14 protein-coding genes and 2 pseudogenes are annotated in these 16,671 nt (G+C 56.2%); 11 read left to right on the forward strand and 5 right to left on the reverse strand.

From position 1 onward, the window contains the following. Positions 1-169 precede the first annotated feature (169 nt). Together P2T68_RS19455 and P2T68_RS19460 are read left to right on the forward strand one after the other, a co-directional pair. Positions 170-1,198 carry a Gfo/Idh/MocA family oxidoreductase gene (locus P2T68_RS19455; protein WP_277378075.1) on the forward strand — a complete coding sequence of 343 codons (1,029 nt, stop codon included), beginning with the start codon at positions 170-172 and terminating at the stop codon, positions 1,196-1,198. After that, positions 1,195-2,049 (forward strand): annotated as a pseudogene (locus P2T68_RS19460) (sugar phosphate isomerase/epimerase); the annotation flags it as partial. The gene P2T68_RS19455 and the pseudogene P2T68_RS19460, both read left to right, overlap by 4 nt. On the opposite strand, the gene P2T68_RS19465 reads toward P2T68_RS19460, so the two are convergent. The 3 genes from P2T68_RS19465 to P2T68_RS19475 all read right to left on the reverse strand — a co-directional run bounded on the left by P2T68_RS19465 (position 1,960) and on the right by P2T68_RS19475 (position 5,520). After that, positions 1,960-3,255, reverse strand: coding sequence for an aromatic acid/H+ symport family MFS transporter (locus P2T68_RS19465; protein WP_277378076.1), 1,296 nt, complete (start codon positions 3,253-3,255; stop codon positions 1,960-1,962). The pseudogene P2T68_RS19460 and the gene P2T68_RS19465 overlap by 90 nt on opposite strands. Positions 3,256-3,925: 670 nt before the next feature. Continuing rightward, complete coding sequence (locus tag P2T68_RS19470; protein ID WP_277378077.1) at positions 3,926-4,441, reverse strand: DUF4405 domain-containing protein; 516 nt, start codon at positions 4,439-4,441, stop codon at positions 3,926-3,928. A 182-nt stretch (positions 4,442-4,623) separates the two neighbouring features. Then, complete coding sequence (locus tag P2T68_RS19475; RefSeq protein WP_277378078.1) at positions 4,624-5,520, reverse strand: LysR substrate-binding domain-containing protein; 897 nt, start codon at positions 5,518-5,520, stop codon at positions 4,624-4,626. Between the two features lie 148 nt (positions 5,521-5,668). Here P2T68_RS19475 and P2T68_RS19480 point away from each other — a divergent pair, with 148 nt between their 5' ends. The 9 genes from P2T68_RS19480 (at position 5,669) to P2T68_RS19520 (ending at position 12,898) form a co-directional block, all read left to right on the forward strand. Then, positions 5,669-6,454: a fumarylacetoacetate hydrolase family protein gene (locus P2T68_RS19480; protein ID WP_277379761.1), complete on the forward strand. Its 786-nt coding sequence runs from the start codon at positions 5,669-5,671 to the stop codon at positions 6,452-6,454. Between the two features lie 13 nt (positions 6,455-6,467). After that, positions 6,468-7,256, forward strand: a complete 789-nt coding sequence (gene dmpH, locus P2T68_RS19485; RefSeq protein WP_010562994.1) for a 2-oxo-3-hexenedioate decarboxylase — start codon at positions 6,468-6,470, stop codon at positions 7,254-7,256. 18 nt (positions 7,257-7,274) lie between these two features. Then, a complete protein-coding gene (locus P2T68_RS19490; protein WP_010562995.1) occupies positions 7,275-7,466 on the forward strand; it encodes a 2-hydroxymuconate tautomerase family protein in 192 nt (63 codons plus the stop codon). A gap of 45 nt (positions 7,467-7,511) precedes the next feature. After that, complete coding sequence (locus tag P2T68_RS19495) at positions 7,512-8,459, forward strand: acetaldehyde dehydrogenase (acetylating) (RefSeq protein ID WP_277378079.1); 948 nt, start codon at positions 7,512-7,514, stop codon at positions 8,457-8,459. Next, on the forward strand, positions 8,459-8,755 hold the full coding sequence (locus P2T68_RS19500) for a 2Fe-2S iron-sulfur cluster-binding protein (RefSeq protein WP_010562997.1): 297 nt from the start codon (positions 8,459-8,461) through the stop codon (positions 8,753-8,755). The genes P2T68_RS19495 and P2T68_RS19500 overlap by 1 nt, the downstream gene beginning before the upstream one ends. A 49-nt stretch (positions 8,756-8,804) precedes the next feature. Beyond that, the gene (locus P2T68_RS19505; protein ID WP_010562998.1) at positions 8,805-9,728 is read left to right on the forward strand and encodes a catechol 2,3-dioxygenase; all 924 of its coding nucleotides are present in this window, start codon (positions 8,805-8,807) and stop codon (positions 9,726-9,728) included. 19 nt (positions 9,729-9,747) lie between these two features. Beyond that, positions 9,748-10,773 carry a 4-hydroxy-2-oxovalerate aldolase gene (gene dmpG, locus P2T68_RS19510; RefSeq protein ID WP_042946414.1) on the forward strand — a complete coding sequence of 342 codons (1,026 nt, stop codon included), beginning with the start codon at positions 9,748-9,750 and terminating at the stop codon, positions 10,771-10,773. A 20-nt stretch (positions 10,774-10,793) separates the two neighbouring features. After that, positions 10,794-11,918, forward strand: coding sequence for a hypothetical protein (locus tag P2T68_RS19515; protein WP_010563000.1), 1,125 nt, complete (start codon positions 10,794-10,796; stop codon positions 11,916-11,918). Between the two features lie 92 nt (positions 11,919-12,010). Continuing rightward, a complete protein-coding gene (locus tag P2T68_RS19520) occupies positions 12,011-12,898 on the forward strand; it encodes a transporter (RefSeq protein WP_277378080.1) in 888 nt (295 codons plus the stop codon). Positions 12,899-13,627: 729 nt separating this feature from the next. Here the strand turns inward: P2T68_RS19520 and P2T68_RS19525 are convergent. Together P2T68_RS19525 and P2T68_RS19530 are read right to left on the reverse strand one after the other, a co-directional pair. Continuing rightward, a pseudogene (locus P2T68_RS19525) lies at positions 13,628-15,551 on the reverse strand (methyl-accepting chemotaxis protein). 33 nt (positions 15,552-15,584) lie between these two features. Then, on the reverse strand, positions 15,585-16,670 hold the full coding sequence (locus tag P2T68_RS19530; protein WP_277378081.1) for an aromatic ring-hydroxylating dioxygenase subunit alpha: 1,086 nt from the start codon (positions 16,668-16,670) through the stop codon (positions 15,585-15,587). Between the last annotated feature and the right edge of the window lies 1 nt (position 16,671).

A 16,671-nucleotide genomic window follows, 5' to 3' on the forward strand; every position in this document is an offset into this window, starting at 1 on the left:
CCAATCAAAGATAACCAAGATACGCCGTTTATATCCAGATCCAGCATCAGGCTCATTTGATTGGAATCACATCAGAAACAGGCGGTGGTAGTCGTTGAAGGATGATTTCGCGCTGCAGATAATCGCCCCACAACAACCAAAACAAACTTTGCAAGGATCGCCCCACATCATGAGCATACGAATTGCCGTCATCGGCGCCGGCATCATGGGGGCGGATCACGCCCGTATCATCGCCCAGGACCTGCCGGGCGCCACCTTGCAGGTGATCTGTGACGCGTCCCCGGAGCGCGCCCGGGAAATCGCCGAGCGTTATGGCTCCGCAGACGTTTCCAGCGACCCGATGCAGACCCTGGCGCGGGCCGATGTGGATGCGATCATCATTGCCAGCCCCGACGAGACCCATGCCGTACTGTCGATGGCCGCGATCAATGCCGGCAAGCCCGCCCTGTGTGAAAAGCCACTGTCGCAAAGTCCGGAAGAATGCCTGGCCGTGATCGACAAGGAGACATCCCTGGGCCGCCAGTTCGTGCAACTGGGCTTTATGCGCCGCTTTGACCCGGCTTACCGGGAAATGAAAAGCGCCTTGCAGGACGGTGTTATCGGCCGCGCGGTGATGATGCACAACTTCCATCGCAACGTCGAAGCGCCAGCCAACTTCAGCGGGCAGATGGCAATCAGCAATTCCGCCCCCCATGAATTCGACGTGGTGCGCCATGTGCTCGACACCGAGTACAGCGCCATTTCGGTGTTCCAACCCGCGCGGCGGTCGACTCTCGGCGTGGACGCCCCGGTGTTCATGGTGCTGGAAACTCGCGACGGCCACTTGGTGAACATCGAAATCAACAACAACGCCCGTTACGGCTACGACGTACGCGGCGAGTTGGTGGGCGAGCAAGGTTCGGTGCAACTGGCCTGCCCCGTTCACACCCGGGTCAACACCCAGAGGCAGGCCGCAGAGCGCTATGCCGCTGACTGGCGCCCGCGCTTCGCCGAGGCCTACCGCCTGCAAGACAAGGCGTTCCTGGCGTTCGTCAATACCGGTGTGTTCCCGGCCCATGCCGCCAATACCTGGGATGGCTACTGCGCCGCCCTGGTCGCCCAGGCAGGGATTCAGGCCTTGAGCGAAGGCCGCCGCGTCAGCTTACGCGCCCTAGACACCCCCGCCCTGTACTTGTCACGCGAAGGAGCCTTGTCATGAAACTGGGATTTGTCACCGACAGCCTGGGCGCGCTGCCCTTTCGGGACGTGCTCAGGCACGCAGAACGACTGGGCGTCTCTGGCCTTGAAGTGAACACCGGCGGCTGGTCCACCGCACCACATTTCAACCTAGCGCAGATGCTCGACAGTGCCGCGAATCGGCGCGAATTCAAGCGCGCTTTTGAAGAACACAACCTGGAAATCATTTCCCTCAACGCCAACGGCAACCCACTGCATCCCACCCAACCGGAACAGGGCCAGTGCCTGAAGGACACCATTCGCGTGGCAGGTGAACTGGGGATCAAGACCGTCTGCGCTATGTCCGGTTTGCCCGAAGGCCAGATCGGCGACCGCATGCCCAACTGGGTGGTGGCGTCCTGGCCGCCGGAGACCCAGACCATTCTGCGCTACCAATGGGAAGAGCGGCTGCTGCCATTCTGGAGCGAAATCGCCGACCTGGCCCAGGCACATGGAGTGGAGCGCATCGCCCTAGAGTTGCATGGCAACCAGTGTGTGTACAACGTGCGGGCGCTGCTGAAATTGCGCGAGGCCATCGGCCCGATGATCGGCGCCAACCTCGACCCTTCGCACTTGTTCTGGATGGGCGCCGACCCGTTGGTGGCTGCCGAGGCACTGGGCGAGGCGATCTATCACGTGCACGCCAAGGACACCTTGCTCAACGCCCCACTGCAGGCCGTTGATTCACTGCTGGAAAACGGCTCGCTGATGGATATCCCGGCACGCAGCTGGTCCTACATCACCCTAGGTTTTGGCCACGGCGAGCAATGGTGGCGGCAGTTCTGCTACCGCCTGAAAATGGCCGGCTACGATGGCTGGCTGTCGGTTGAACACGAGGATGTGCTGCTCAACAGCCTTGAGGGCCTGGAAAAATCCGTGGCCCTGCTCAAGGACGTGATGCCGGTTGCCGTCGGCGACTTCAAACCCCAGGCCATCTGACCCTGGCCGAGAAAATAATACCGTCGTCCAGACACGAAAAAGCCCTTGTTCCCGGCACCAGCGCTTTACCGACTCCAAGCTGAAGGCCCCAAGCAACAGAATAAACGCACCGCCCAATGCATAAGAAGTGGCGATGACTGCGTTCGGATTGCGTCGGTCCATGGCCCAGCCGACCACGATGGCGCCAAGCGTGCTGCCGATCTGGAACAGCCCGGTAATGGTCGCTGCGCGCTCGATGGACAAGCCGCCATCACGCAGCAGGGTCGGCATCCAGCCCATGGTCAAGTAGATCACCAGCAGGCCCATGAAGTAGGTCAGCCACAACGCCAGCGTTCCAAAACGATACTGCTCAGTGAACAGCATGCGCACCGGCGCTTTGCGCTGGACCTGAGGTTCGGACATGACAAATCTGGTTGCCGTACTGAAAGTCCCTCCCAACTTGTTCAGGACCTTAGCAATCTGAGTGGCAGGCACATTGTGCGCAGCCAGAAAACGTGCCGACTCAGGCAGCAGCAACCACAGGAAAGGCAACAATAGCAGCGGCATTATGCCGCCAAACAGCAACACCGACTGCCAGCCGTGACTAGGGATTAACCAGGCGGCAACAAAGCCACCCAACCCCGAACCCATGTTGAAACCGGTGAACATGATAGTGATAAACAGCGAGCGATTACGCTCCGGTAGGTACTCGGCCAGCAGCGTCGTGGTGTTGGGCAAGGCGGCGCCCAGCGCAATGCCGGTCAACAAGCGCAAAGTGGCCAATTCGTAGGGGTTGCGGGCGAAGGCGCAAGCCAGGCTCAACACGCTGAAACCGGTCACGGCAAACAGCATTATTTTTTTGCGGCCCAGACGGTCTGCGTAGGGGCCAGCAGTCAAGGCGCCGATGGCCAGACCGACCATGCCTGCACTCATCACCGGCCCAAAGGCTGCCCGTGACAGCCCCCACTCCTGAATCAGTGACGGCGCAACAAAGCCCATCACCGCTACATCAAAACCATCGAACAATACAACGAAAAAACACAAGGCAAGGATCAACCACTGGTATTTGGCCACAGGCCGATTGTCGATCCAGGCTTTGATATCGACCGGTTCGTGAGTCATATTTTTTCACCTTATTATTTTTGTAGAAATTCCAACCGCGCTTGCGTAAGCACAGGCTTCAAACTCCAGTCCGACGATCGAACGATGGGCGTGACTCTAAAGCCGCAGATGCCTGCTCCGCCTCTGGGAAATCCTTAAGCGGGTATCGGTTTTTCTTATCGGATGAAAAGTGATTCGTTGAATGTCCTCAGGCTGGCGACCCCACTTCTCCGGTGGAGGCTGAGGCGTGAAGAAGTATGCGTGTTACCGCCAATGCGTTTTTGCCCCAGATACTTTACTGTGCTGACCCAATCCAGCAGCCTAGAAGCAAAGTTCAACAACGAGCTTGGTATTCAAAACTGGATCAATGAAATTCCGGCATGTGGTTGAAAAATGCGTCCGCGACAAACAATAGGTTGCGTTCACCGGCTGACGGGCGTGCTCTGTATACGGAGGCATCCTAAATTCCTGAAGGTGCTACTAACTGGAGTTTCTTGACGCCAGCGCCGGTTGAGACCCACAGCCAGGTCTCCACCGCGTGGTTCGGGATAATTTCCCTGAGGGGGCTCACAGTGGTCTTTGTACTGCCTTATGCGCCAGGCTTGGCAGTGGGCGTGGCAGAGTTGAGCCAGCCTCTGCAGGGACTCTCGGCACAGCTCTGAGCAGAGGCTTCAGTCAACATCAAATGAGGTTACTGTCGCTCATTCATCAACTCAGTGACCAAGAGCGCAGGCTGCATGTTTGCAGACTGCGCAATCTGCTCGAGGCTTTCACTGGAGGACGCAACTACCAGACCGCGTCCACGCAGCCTCGTGATCAACTCGTCAGGCGTATTCTTGAAGAGTGGTGCACTGTCGGTCAAAGGTGCCTTAGTCACCAGTTGTACTGCGGCGAATGCCGGGTTTCCACCACGATTGTTTCCCATGCCTGAAACAGCAAAAGGCACCGCGACTACAAGCGAAAGCAGCAACGGCAGAAACAATGTCTTGCGCTTGATATAACCCATCAAGGGACCCCAGTTTTTCCACATATGCAAGGTAAATGGAACGAGTAGTACCATACTCAGCCATTCATGCATGCTATGGAAAAATCCAGATGCCCAGTGGAAGAACAGCGCCACGCCCGAAATCAGAGACACTAGAAAAAAGCCCGTCGTCAAGGGAGTCGCATAACGGTTGATCACGTTTTTCAAAGGAAAGGCGTCCATGGTTGCTCGCTCTTGATGTCCAATTGTTCGGGCAAATAAGTGTGTCCACGCGAGATGTTATTTGATGTTGACAACCCATTGATAATATCGCTCCGGGCGTAAATAGTTTGTAAACCAAGGTAAAGTTTCGAGATACATTCAATACGACGGATCAATTATTCATAGCATATTGCAGATCAGACCTAGCTATCTGTCTCGCCAATAAACGCCCGTATCGTCTGCAGAAAAGCCTGCAGAACGGGTGATTTGTCACCTTTGCGATACAAGCAAATCAATTCTATTGATGAGTCTCCCCGACATTTCAGCGGCTTATAAACCACGCCAGGCAAACGCAAGTTTTTCGCCGCATTAGGCACAATGCTCAACCCTCCTCCGGCGGCCACTAACGCGATACTGGTGGTTACGTCTGTGACTTCCTGGGCAACCACGGGCACCGCTCCATACTCGGAATACAACTTGCGTACCTGAACCATCAAGCTGCCCCGAACACCTCGCGGGTACAGGATCAAAGGCTCGTCCAGCACATCCCCTAATTCAACCTCCTTTCGTTTTGCCAGCGGATGCGTGGCCGGAATCGCGATGATCAGGGGTTCCGTTCGTACCCGTTCCTGTTCGATATCCGGCTCTGCCGGGACCAATCGATTGAAACCGATGGTGAGGCGGCGTTCGCGCAATGCCTGGATCTGGGCATCTTTGTCCATGGGGTGCAGCGAGACATTCACATTGGGATAAATCGTAGAAAACCGGTGCAGGACTTGGGGGATCAAATCCAGGATCGCCGAACCGAATATCCCCACACTCAGATTCCCCCTCTGGCCCACTGACAACATGCGCGACTCATCCGCCGCATGCTGCAATTGCTCCAGAATCCTGATCCCGTGCTCATAGAACGACTTGCCAGCGTCGGTGAGCGTCACCCGCTTAGAGTTCCTTTCCAGCAGCACTGCTGGGATAGCTTCTTCAAGCTGTTGGATCTGTCGACTCAACGCGGGTTGAGTGATGTGCAATCGCTCAGCGGCGCGATTGAAGTTCAACTCTTCCGCAACGGCAATGAAGTAACGCAGCTGCCTGATTTCCATGGGGGTACCTGAGGGCTCGTCAACGATGCCTGATCGGCATCAGTTAGTAATTATATGGCATTGGACGGCATCGTCTAACTTTTACACCATGAGCTGCCTAAAGGTCTTGCGCATCAGGACCAGGACTAAACCAATAAAAGGCCTTCTTATGCAGCCCATGTTTATCGAGCAGTTAAGTGATGAGCTTTATCGCGCGCTCAAGGATAGCCAACCCATCGCCCCGCTCACCGAACGCGTCCCTAGCCTGACTTTGCAAGATGCTTACGCCATTCAAATGCGTGTGTTGGCGCATCGCGTCGAAATCGACGGCGAGCGCGTCATTGGCAAAAAAATCGGCGTGACCAGCCAGGTAGTCATGGACTTGCTAAAAGTCGATCAGCCGGATTTCGGCCACCTGACCAGCGCAATGCTGCGCGAAGACGGAGCGGCTATCGCGATCAATGAGTTGATCGCACCTAAGGCAGAGGGCGAAATTGCGTTCATCCTCAAACACGGATTGGCCGGCCCGGGGGTTACCGTTGCCGATGTATTGCGGGCCACTGAATACGTAATGCCTTGCTTCGAAATCGTCGACTCGCGCATCCGTGACTGGAAGATTCAGATTCAGGACACCGTGGCGGATAACGCCTCTTCAAGCCTGTTTATCCTTGGCGATTGCGCCGTCGACCCGCGTGAACTCGACCTCTCATTGGTCGGCATGACCCTTGAGCTCAACGGCGAGATCGTTTCGACGGGCGCGGGTGCCGCAGCACTGGGCCACCCCGCGAATGCCGTAGCTTGGCTGGCCAATACGCTGGGCACGCTGGACATGACCCTTAAACCCGGCGAAGTGATTTTGTCCGGCTCGCTGGGCGCCATGGTTGCCGTGAAAGCCGGTGACAATCTGCGTATGAGCATCGGCGGCATCGGCTCGGCCGGCGTACGTTTTATTTGAAGGGAAATGCCTGATGAACCTGACACAAGACGTTATCGAGCAACTGGCGGTGCACCTGGACGCAGCGGAAATGCAAAACCGAGCCGTCCATAAAATTACGGACGACTATCCCGAAATGGATTGGGAAGACGCCTACGCGATTCAGGACGCAATTCGTGCCCTTAAAATCGGCCGGGGCGTGCGGATTGCCGGCTTGAAAATGGGCCTGACTTCACACGCCAAGATGCGCCAGATGGGCGTTATCGACCCGATCCACGGTTTTATCACTGACTACGGCTCGGTTGCCGACGGCGGTGTTATCGAAACTGCCGGGCTGATTCACCCCAAGGTCGAAGCCGAAATTGCCTTTGTCACTCGCAAGCCCCTGCGTGGCCCAGGTTGCAACGTCGGCAGCGTCTTGGCAGCGACCGATTTCATTCTGCCTGCCGTCGAAGTCATCGACTCTCGCTACGAGAACTTCCGCTTCGATCTGAAAAGCGTGATCGCCGACAACACCTCGTCTGCACGCTACGTACTGGGAGGCCGCCATCGCAACGTGCAGGGACTGGACCTGAAAAACCTCGGCGTGGTGATGGAGAAAAACGGCGAGATCGTAGCCCTTGCCTCCGCCGCAGCCGTGCTGGGTAACCCAGCGCAAAGCGTCGCAATGCTCGCCAACATGCTGGGCGCCCAAGGACGTGAAATCCCCGCAGGCACCCTGATTTTGACCGGCGGCGCCACAGAAGCGATCGCAGTCCAGGCCGGAGACAACATCACTGTGCGCTATCAGCATTTGGGCTCCGTCTCAATGCGTTTCGTCTAACTCGTCTGGAGTAATGCTATGCCCATCATGCAAGTCCACCTGATCCAGGGTCGCAGCGAAGCACAGAAAGCGCGCCTAATCGAAGCACTGACACGCGCTGCAGTTGAGGCCCTGGACGCACCGATCGAATCGGTGCGCGTGATCATCAACGAAGTGCCCAATACCGACTTCGGTATTGCCGGTCAGACCGCCAAGCAACGCGGTCGCTAGCCAGTGCTGTACGCAAGACCAAAACAATAAGTGTCTGGGGTTCACATGAAGACGACAACAGCTCGTTGCAAAGTTGCAATCATCGGCTCGGGAAACATCGGCACCGACCTGATGATCAAGGTATTGCGCCACGGCGAACACATCGCCATGGGTACAATGGTCGGTATCGACCCCGCTTCGGATGGCCTGGCTCGAGCCAAACGCATGGGCGTCGCCATTACCGCCGACGGCGTCGAGGGTTTGCTACAGCTACCCGAATTCAAAGATATTGGCATCGTGTTCGATGCTACGTCCGCACAGGCCCATGCGCACCACAACACCGTATTGCAGGCACACGGCATTCGAGTAATTGACCTCACACCCGCGGCCATCGGTCCTTACGTGATACCGGCAATCAATCTGGATGACGAACTGGAGGCCACCAACATCAATATGGTGACCTGCGGTGGCCAGGCGACCATACCGATAGTCAAGGCCATCTCCCAGGTGACCCAGGTGCATTACGCCGAAATCGTAGCTTCGATCTCCAGCCATTCGGCAGGCCCGGGCACACGGGCCAATATCGATGAGTTCACCGAAACCACAGCCAAAGCCATTGAAGTGCTGGGCGGTGCAACACGTGGCAAGGCAATCATCATCCTCAACCCGGCGGAGCCTCCACCCATCATGCGCGACAGCGTGTTTGTACTGTGTGACCCCGCCGACCGCGAAGCGATAACCGCCAGTGTCGAAGCAATGGTGGCCCGAGTACATGCATATGTGCCGGGTTATAGGCTCAAGCAGGCGGTACAGTTCGAGCAGATCGACACGCCGGTCAATGTGCCTGGCCTGGGCCTGACACGCGGATTGAAGGTCTCGGTGTTTCTCGAAGTGGAAGGTGCAGCGCATTACCTGCCCGCCTATGCAGGCAATCTGGACATCATGACCTCGGCAGCACTGGCCTGTGCCGAACGGTTGGCGGCAACCACGGCATTGCCTGGCAACCTGGACTGATGGGCGCGCGAACACACTGCATCCGCGAACGCGTAAGCGGCGAGGTGTTCCAGGTGCTGGACGGAGCCCCACTGTTGCGCGCCATGGAATTGGCAGGTTGCCGTGCCATTGCTGTGGGCTGTCGCGGTGGCGGCTGCGGAGTTTGCAAGGTGCGAATCCTGTCAGGGGACTACAAATGCGGGCGAATGAGCCGCCAACATATTGCTGACGGAGAACAGGAGCAAGGCTTCGTATTGGCGTGCCGCGTTATCCCCCAGAGCGATCTGGAAATCGAGCGATTGAAAGAACCTATATAGGCGCCCCTTCGGGCAGCCGAAAAAACAAATACAACAGACAGGTGAAATCATGAAAAAAGGCATATTGCGTCCTGGCCACGTGCAAATCCGTGTGCTGGACATGGAAGCCTCAGTCAAACATTACGTTGAACTGGTGGGGTTGATTCTGACCCACCGTGACAGCCAAGGCAGGGTTTACCTCAAGGGCTGGACAGAGGTGGAACGCTTTTCAGTGGTGCTGGTTGAAGCGGATAAACCGGGCATGGATTTCATGGGTTACAAGGTCATCGACGATCAGTCGCTGGTGCAGTTGACCCAAGACCTGCTGGCCTACGGCTGCCAGGTCGAACATATCCCTGCCGGCGAGCTGGATTTTTGCGGACGCCGCGTGCGTTTCTTCGGCCCCTCCGGGCACTGGTTCGAGCTGTATGCAGAGAAGGAATACACCGGCCGCTGGGGTATTGCCGAGAAGAATCCGGAAGCCTGGCCTCGCGGGCTCAAAGGCATGCGCGCCATGCGCTTCGACCATTGCCAACTGCACGGCGGCGACCTGCACCTGACCCGTGAACTGTTTATCGACGTCCTGGGTTTTCACCTTGCCGAACAGGTCGTCAACGAAGAGGGGCATGCCGTGGCCAACTTCCTCTCACTGTCGACCAAGGCCCATGACGTCGCATTCATCGAGGACGGGAACATCGGCGGATTCCACCATGCCTCGTTCCTGATCGACACCTGGGAAGGCCTGTTGCGCGCGGGAGACTTGATCTCCATGAGCGACACCTCGCTGGACTTTGGCCCAACCCGCCACGGTATCACTCATGGCCAGACCATTTACTTCTTCGACCCCTCGGGCAACCGAAACGAAGTATTTGCCGGCGGAGACTTCCACTACCCGGATCAGAAGCCCATCACCTGGGATGAAAAACACTTGGGCAAGGCGATTTTCTATCACAGCCGCGTACTCAACGAACGCTTCCTGACTGTGATGACCTGATCATTTATTCAGATGCTCAATGGGACCCCCAATGAACAAAAAACTCTATATCTCCGACGTGACCTTGCGCGATGGCAGCCACGCCGTGCGCCATCAGTACTCGATAAAGAATGTGCAGGACATCGCTCGCGAACTGGACAAGGCCCGAGTCGACAGCATTGAAGTCGCTCACGGCGACGGTCTGCAGGGCTCCAGTTTCAACTACGGCTTTGGCGCCCATAGCGATATTGAATGGATCGAGGCAGTGGCGGATGTTATCAGCCACGCCAAGATCGCAACGTTGCTGTTACCCGGCATTGGCACTACTCACGATCTCGACAACGCACACAAGGCAGGGGCCAGCATCGTTCGCGTAGCGACCCATTGCACAGAGGCCGATATCTCTCAGCAACACATCGAACATGCCCGCGGCCTGGGCATGGACACGGTGGGCTTCCTGATGATGAGTCATATGATCGAACCGGCTGCGTTCGCCCAGCAGGCGAAGAAGATGGAGCGGTATGGCGCGACTTGTATCTACGTCGTCGATTCTGGCGGAGCGATGAACATGCAGGATATTCGTGAGCGCTTCCGAGCCCTCAAGGACGTGCTCGAACCGACCACGCAAACCGGTATTCACGCGCACCACAACCTGAGTCTGGGGGTGGCCAACTCCATCGTCGCCGTGGAGGAAGGTTGCGACCGGATCGATGCCAGCCTGGCCGGCATGGGGGCCGGTGCGGGCAATGCACCACTGGAAGTATTTATCGCGGCGGCCGAGCGTCTGGGCTGGAACCATGGCACCGATCTGTACACGCTGATGGATGCCGCCGATGACATCGTGCGCCCGTTGCAAACCCGTCCCGTGCGGGTCGATCGGGAAACCCTGGCCCTAGGCTATGCCGGTGTGTACTCAAGCTTCTTGCGCCATGCCGAAGTCGCTGCCGAGCATTACGGACTCAAGACGTTGGACATTCTCGTCGAACTGGGCCGCCGGCAAATGGTCGGCGGCCAGGAAGACATGATTGTCGATGTCGCCCTCGACCTGCTGAAAAAAGCAGGCTGACCCTACCAGGAGCACTGAGCATGAATAATAAAAACAATAGCGTTACTCAGGACAACCCCACCCCACTGCGCCAGCCGAGCCGGGTTGCGCTAGCTCCGCTGGCGCGACAACCGGTGCTTGGCAGCCTCATGTTGCTGGTGGTCATGGCACTGTCACTGTTGATCATCGGTGGCTTCAAAGGTGATTTCTTCGCCAGTTGGGTGACCTTTGTGGTTGTCGTCGGCGTGCCCGTGGAGATCGTGCTGTCCATGCTCTGGCGCAGCCAATACCCTGGCTGGGTCGCGGCATTACCCCAGCCGGCCAAGGGGCTGGTAATGCTGGTTTTGACGCTGGCCGTGGCGTGTGCGGTCAGTGCGGTGATCTTCTATACCCAGGCCCAGCAAGTCGGGCCACCTACGCCCTTCACACTGATGTATGTGATCTTCTGCGTGCTGCTGACGTTCTGGTTCGTGATTGTCTGGCGCTGCTGGCCACTCTCGTCATTTACCGAGAATCCGGCGATCCTCGGCATCGGGACACTGCTGGTAGCTTATGGCCTGGGCTATCTGTTGTTCTGTGTGCTGTTCGATTTCTCCGCGATGGCCGAGGCGCCGTTCTACCTTGCAAGTCTTGACCCCCACGGTCTGTTCGCAGCGTTTGAAATACTGGCCTTTGCAGTCACCAGTGTGAGTGTCGTGTTTTCCGGCGTGCTGCTGGACTTCTGGCCACTGAACACTGCGACACTGGCACGCAAACCACGGTTGCTGGCGGTTGCCATCACCGTTCAGACGATGGCTGTGACTGCGCTGCTCTATTGGCTGGGCACTCGCGTGCTGGGAATCGAACCGGTGAAGTTCATGGTGCATGGCGCCATCGCCCTACTGTTTGGCGCACTGGTACCGTTACTGATGTTTGAAGACCAGTTGTTTGAACACCGAACTCAACCCGTCAGGGGTTTGTTGCAACTGGGTATCGCCTGCCTGGCAGGTGCCGTTTTGCCGCGCCTCTACTGGGCCCTGGGGCCGCTCCTAAGTGGGCCAATGAGCGAGGGCGCGCCCACTTATACCCACGAACTTTGGCTCGCCTCTGCGTTACTGGCCATGACCTTCCCGCTGCTGGTTGTGTCCAGTCAGTACTTTGATTTCTGGCCATTGCGCAAAGCCTGATCTCAACGCATTCAACGTCTTTCGTTAAACACGGTAGCGCTTTACCGCTCGGGCGGCTGGGCGCTCTATTGCCTCGAATCCTGGATAACCACATGAATAACAAGAAACGGTTTTTCCTCATTGGCGTGTTGAGTTGCACGCTTGGCACCGCATGGGCCTCTGAAGGGGGCGGCTCGTCCTACCCCATGGGTGCCGAGAACTACTTGTCCGGCGCCTTGCCGCCACCGGGCTGGTACGCACAGGTCTATAGCGAGCACTATGCCGCGAACGACCTGAAGAACAATGGCGGGCACTCTCAGGCCATTGACTTTCGCTTGCGTGCCAATGTCATCGCACCGCGAGTGGTATGGGTAACGCAACAGACAGTACTGGGAGGCGACTTGGCGTTCCAAGCTATCGCCCCGCTGGTCGACCTCACCGTAACCGTCAACGGCAACCGCGATCATCGCACCGGTCTAGGCGACATCATCTTCGGCCCTGCGCTGGGCTATCACTACAGCGACAAGTTTCATGCCGTCTACGCACTGGACATAATCGCGCCCACAGGTCAGTACGATAAAGATAACCAGGCCAATATCGGACGCAATTACTGGGCCGCAGAGCCAGTGGCAGCGTTCTCTTACATCGACCCCGTTGGTCCGAACATGGATATCAAATTGATGTATGACTTCAACGCGAAAAACCCCACCACCCATTACCGTTCAGGCCAGGAAGCCCATGCTGATTACGACTTGGGCTGGGGCATGGGCAATGGCTGGGTCGTGGGCATTGGGGGGTATATCTATCACCAGGTCACAGACGACCGGCAAGACGGTGATCGCGTTACCGACAACAAGGGACGTGCCTTTGCCATTGGCCCTTCAATTAAATACAACAGCGCCTCGGGCTGGTTTGTAACCGCCAAGTGGCAGCAGGAAAGCGATGTGCGTAACAGGCCGGAGGGGAGTGCCTACTGGCTGAAATTGACTTATCCACTTTGACCTGGGAAATCACCTTCCGTCATCCATTTAGATTTCTTATAGAAGATAACTAGATCCTGGCGAGAAGACCGCAGAACCTGCAGCCAAGGGAAAGGGCTTCAGGCTTCTGCGGCATCCAACTATGCCGATGTCTTTGAGAGTTTATTGCGCTCGCAGCAGCCTGACACATATTATCTTATCGGGGACAAGTACCATATTGCAAATGTTGCTGATCAAGAGTAACAGCTACATCTAACTGAATCTTAATATCTCATAAATAGGATATCAATTTGCCGTCACGCAAAACCGAATCAAGGAACAGTCACCGCACGGATGCTCAGGCTAGTACGAGCCTTTAAAACGTACCTAGCGGTTCTGTTCCCTCAGACATGAAGAGGCTGCTATGTACACACCCCAAAGCTACAATCCAGTGACAAAAGTATTTTATCGTCCCATCGATGCTGCCATACGCTGGTGCAATCTTATGGCTCATGAATCTCAGATTCTTGAGTCCGCCTGGGATTGCCCCGCTCTGCTGTCCACGACCTTCCCCCAATGGCCATGCCTCCACATCAACACGGAAAAAATATTCGACGCGGTGCGCAACCATGAGCTACCGTTTGGCTTTTTCGGTGTAACGGTTGCACCAGGAACATCCATCGACTACCGACTACTCACGGTCAGGCACATAGACCTCAAGTGGTGGATGTTTCACGCACCCCATTCAATACCTGAGAGCGATCTCGCTCATCAGATCTTGAAATAATTGATCAGTTGTTGCAACTGGTTACCCAGGCGTGCCAACTCCACGCTGGAGGCAGCGGTTTCATCACTCGCAGTAGCAGATTGTTCGGAAACATTGCGCACGTTGATGACGCTGCGGTTGATACCTTCGGCCACGGCATATTGTTGTACTGCAGCCGCCGCGATCTGTTGATTCATCGATTGGATGCTCGATACGATGCGCGTAATGTTGCCCAGTGAGACACCTGCCTTACGAGCCAGTCCGACACTATTGTCGGTCAGGGTACGGCTTTTGCTCATGACAGTGGCCACCTGCTCGGTGCCACTCTGTAAACCGGCGACCAGACCTTCGATTTCCTCGGTGGATTTCCTGGTGCGTTGAGCCAGAGCACGAACTTCGTCGGCGACCACAGCAAAACCTCGACCTGCCTCCCCGGCTCGTGCAGCTTCAATCGCGGCGTTGAGTGCCAACAGGTTCGTCTGTTCTGCCACGGCCTTAATAACGTCCATGACGCTACCGATTTTGGCGCTTTCCTTCTGCAGGACGCTCATCGCTTCTGTAGAGCTCACGACTTGTGCAGCCAGGTGCTCGATCTGTGCGATGGTCTCGGCAACCACGTTGTAACCTTCGCGGGCTTGATCGTCAGCCTCTAAAGCTACTTGCGAAGCTTGCTCGGCATTGTGCGCGACATCCTGCACGGGTGGCAGTCATTTCGTGCATGGCGGTGGCGACCTGATCGGCTTCAATTTTTTGTTTGTTAACCCCGCTGCTCGTTTGTTCGGTCACCGTTGACAGCTCTTCGGCAGCGCCGGCTATCTGAGTCACGCCGTCGCGAATGCCGCTGATGAGATTGCGCAAGGTTTCTCCCATCCGCTGGATACCTTGTTGCAACACCCCTAATTCATCGCTGCGAGTGACCACAAGATTCTGCGTGAGATCGCCCGTGGCGATGCGTTCGACTATGTCGAGGGTTTCACGGATCGGACGGGTAATTTGAACAGTGATGGCGACTGCCGCGAGGATGCCGAACAGCAAGATCAACAGTGTGCACACCAACTGCAGGCTACGCATCAGGGCGGTTTCACTGTCGCGGCTATCCAACTGATTTTGATAAAGAGCTTCGCTACGAGCCCACATCTCGCTTCCTTGGCTGACCATTTCTTTGCCCGTCAGGGTTATGAGGTTGTTCGCCGTTTTGTAGGCCAGTAAGGCAGTACGGTAGCTCGCTAGCGCACCTTGCAACTGATGCAGTACGTCCTGCTGGCTGATACTCAAGTTTTCACCGAGTTGTTTCAATCCTTCAATGGTTTCATACAACTGGTTGACGGCTCTCTGCTCCGTATCCGGAGAGCTGTTGGCGATGTAACCATTCACTTCATTAAGGGTCAACAGGAACTGTTCTTTAACGCGGCTGACGTCCTGCAGCTGTTCGAAACGATCCGCATTGCCTGGATTCATTTGAAGCACACTGCTATAGATTGTGGCGATCAGCCTATTAGCGACCTCGGCGTTACTGCCCATGGCCGTGCGTGCACCGTGCCCGGCTTGAAACGCATCGCGCATTTTATTCAACGACTGTTGGAAGCTGCCAATGCCGGCCACTTGTTCTTTGAGCAGCTTGAGGTTTTCCGGTTGACTGAAAGTGCCAAGCAGTTTCTGTTGTTGGGTGGTGAACGCCCCCACGCTCACTTGCACCTTCTGGGCAGCGGTCTCATCACCACTAGTCAGCATGTATTGCAAACGGGACACTCGGACATTATTCAGCAGTAGGTTCAACTGCGCGATATCGCCCATTCGGTCGCTCCGCCAGGTCAGCCTTTCCAGACTGGTCCAGCCCATCAGGGCAAGAAGCAGGGTCAGTGCCAGTACAAGGCCGAAGCCCAGCGCCAACTTAAGGTTGACGCTGATATTACTGAGCCAATTATTCATTTAATCCCTCATAGGGCTTTTGTTATAGGTTCTTCAAATGGCTGGAGCGCTGCTCTCGATAATTGGCTTTTCAAATCGGGTACCCGTCATTTCTTGTTCTTGCTTGATCATCTTCTCCAAAAGGCGTCGGGCACGTACCGCACCGCCATCGCTAGCCAGCAATACCGGTTTGAGCGCCCAAAAATCCTCATCACCAATCACTTCCTGCTGAGCCTGAAGCATGGGCATGTCTTCGGTGGTGAAGGGTTGAAGCAGCCACTGGATATTCTCTTCAGCGAGCCGTCTGCCTTCCTCACCTAGTTTTTTAGGGAAGGCAATGCCAAACCAGTAATGCGTAGTGGCGGTAGTTTCTGGAGTAAATACGTGGGCGACGTAAACTGAACGGCCCTGATCGCGGGGTTCTCCACTTAGGGTATAACCACTGTTGAGCAGCATGTTGGAGGGAGCATTCCATCGCACATCGAGCCAGCGATCGACCCGTTTCCCGGTGGGAATACCACGTAGGCGCTCCAGATCTGGAGTCAGTAGTTCGTTGTGAGTGGTGCGTTTGGAATGCACGGTTTCGCCGTGCTGCTCAACCTCAATGACACCTTGAGCCACGGCAGAACTGCCCAGGGAGTTACCGTGCAAAAACTCAATGTGGCTCAGATCAAGAATATTATCGGTCTCAAGCACGTAGTTGGCCTTAACGTGCAAGTAGCTTTTGCCGATGTAAGCGGTTTGCGGGTCTACGGGACTGAAGTCAGTGATCAATGCCGGATCGGCGCGGTCCGCCTCACCCATCCAGATCCAGGCAAATCCGTGACGCTCCTGTATGGGATAGGCCCGTACATGCGCAGCCTTGGGAATAGCACCGTTGCCATGAGGGTTGTGCACACAGGCGCCGCTGCAATCGAAACTCAGGCCGTGATAGGCGCATTGGATCCTGTCATTTTCAAGGCGCCCTAAGTGCAGTGGGACAAAGCGGTGGGGGCAGCGATCCTGCAGCGCCTGCAAGGAACCTTTGCTGTCACGAAACAGCACAATCTTTTCGTTGAGAAACGTCCGGGGCAGCAACTGACCTTCAATGAACTCGTCGGCCCAACCGGCGATATACCAGCAATTACGCAAAAAACTCATG

Origin of the sequence: Pseudomonas sp. G11 (assembly GCF_029457515.1) — a bacterium.
In the GTDB taxonomy this organism is placed as follows: domain Bacteria; phylum Pseudomonadota; class Gammaproteobacteria; order Pseudomonadales; family Pseudomonadaceae; genus Aquipseudomonas; species Aquipseudomonas gorinensis.

Excerpts from the sequence above, each read along its gene's own strand:
- dmpG (WP_042946414.1), top strand. The coding sequence starts at position 9,748 with ATGGGACCCCCAATGAACAAAAAACTCTATATCTCCGACGTGACCTTG.
- P2T68_RS19495 (WP_277378079.1), top strand. The coding sequence starts at position 7,512 with ATGAAGACGACAACAGCTCGTTGCAAAGTTGCAATCATCGGCTCGGGA.
- P2T68_RS19480 (WP_277379761.1), top strand. The coding sequence starts at position 5,669 with ATGCAGCCCATGTTTATCGAGCAGTTAAGTGATGAGCTTTATCGCGCG.
- P2T68_RS19465 (WP_277378076.1), bottom strand. The coding sequence starts at position 3,255 with ATGACTCACGAACCGGTCGATATCAAAGCCTGGATCGACAATCGGCCT.
- P2T68_RS19475 (WP_277378078.1), bottom strand. The coding sequence starts at position 5,520 with ATGGAAATCAGGCAGCTGCGTTACTTCATTGCCGTTGCGGAAGAGTTG.
- P2T68_RS19500 (WP_010562997.1), top strand. The coding sequence starts at position 8,459 with ATGGGCGCGCGAACACACTGCATCCGCGAACGCGTAAGCGGCGAGGTG.
- P2T68_RS19505 (WP_010562998.1), top strand. The coding sequence starts at position 8,805 with ATGAAAAAAGGCATATTGCGTCCTGGCCACGTGCAAATCCGTGTGCTG.
- P2T68_RS19530 (WP_277378081.1), bottom strand. The coding sequence starts at position 16,670 with ATGAGTTTTTTGCGTAATTGCTGGTATATCGCCGGTTGGGCCGACGAG.
- P2T68_RS19455 (WP_277378075.1), top strand. The coding sequence starts at position 170 with ATGAGCATACGAATTGCCGTCATCGGCGCCGGCATCATGGGGGCGGAT.
- P2T68_RS19470 (WP_277378077.1), bottom strand. The coding sequence starts at position 4,441 with ATGGACGCCTTTCCTTTGAAAAACGTGATCAACCGTTATGCGACTCCC.
- P2T68_RS19490 (WP_010562995.1), top strand. The coding sequence starts at position 7,275 with ATGCCCATCATGCAAGTCCACCTGATCCAGGGTCGCAGCGAAGCACAG.
- dmpH (WP_010562994.1), top strand. The coding sequence starts at position 6,468 with ATGAACCTGACACAAGACGTTATCGAGCAACTGGCGGTGCACCTGGAC.
- P2T68_RS19520 (WP_277378080.1), top strand. The coding sequence starts at position 12,011 with ATGAATAACAAGAAACGGTTTTTCCTCATTGGCGTGTTGAGTTGCACG.
- P2T68_RS19515 (WP_010563000.1), top strand. The coding sequence starts at position 10,794 with ATGAATAATAAAAACAATAGCGTTACTCAGGACAACCCCACCCCACTG.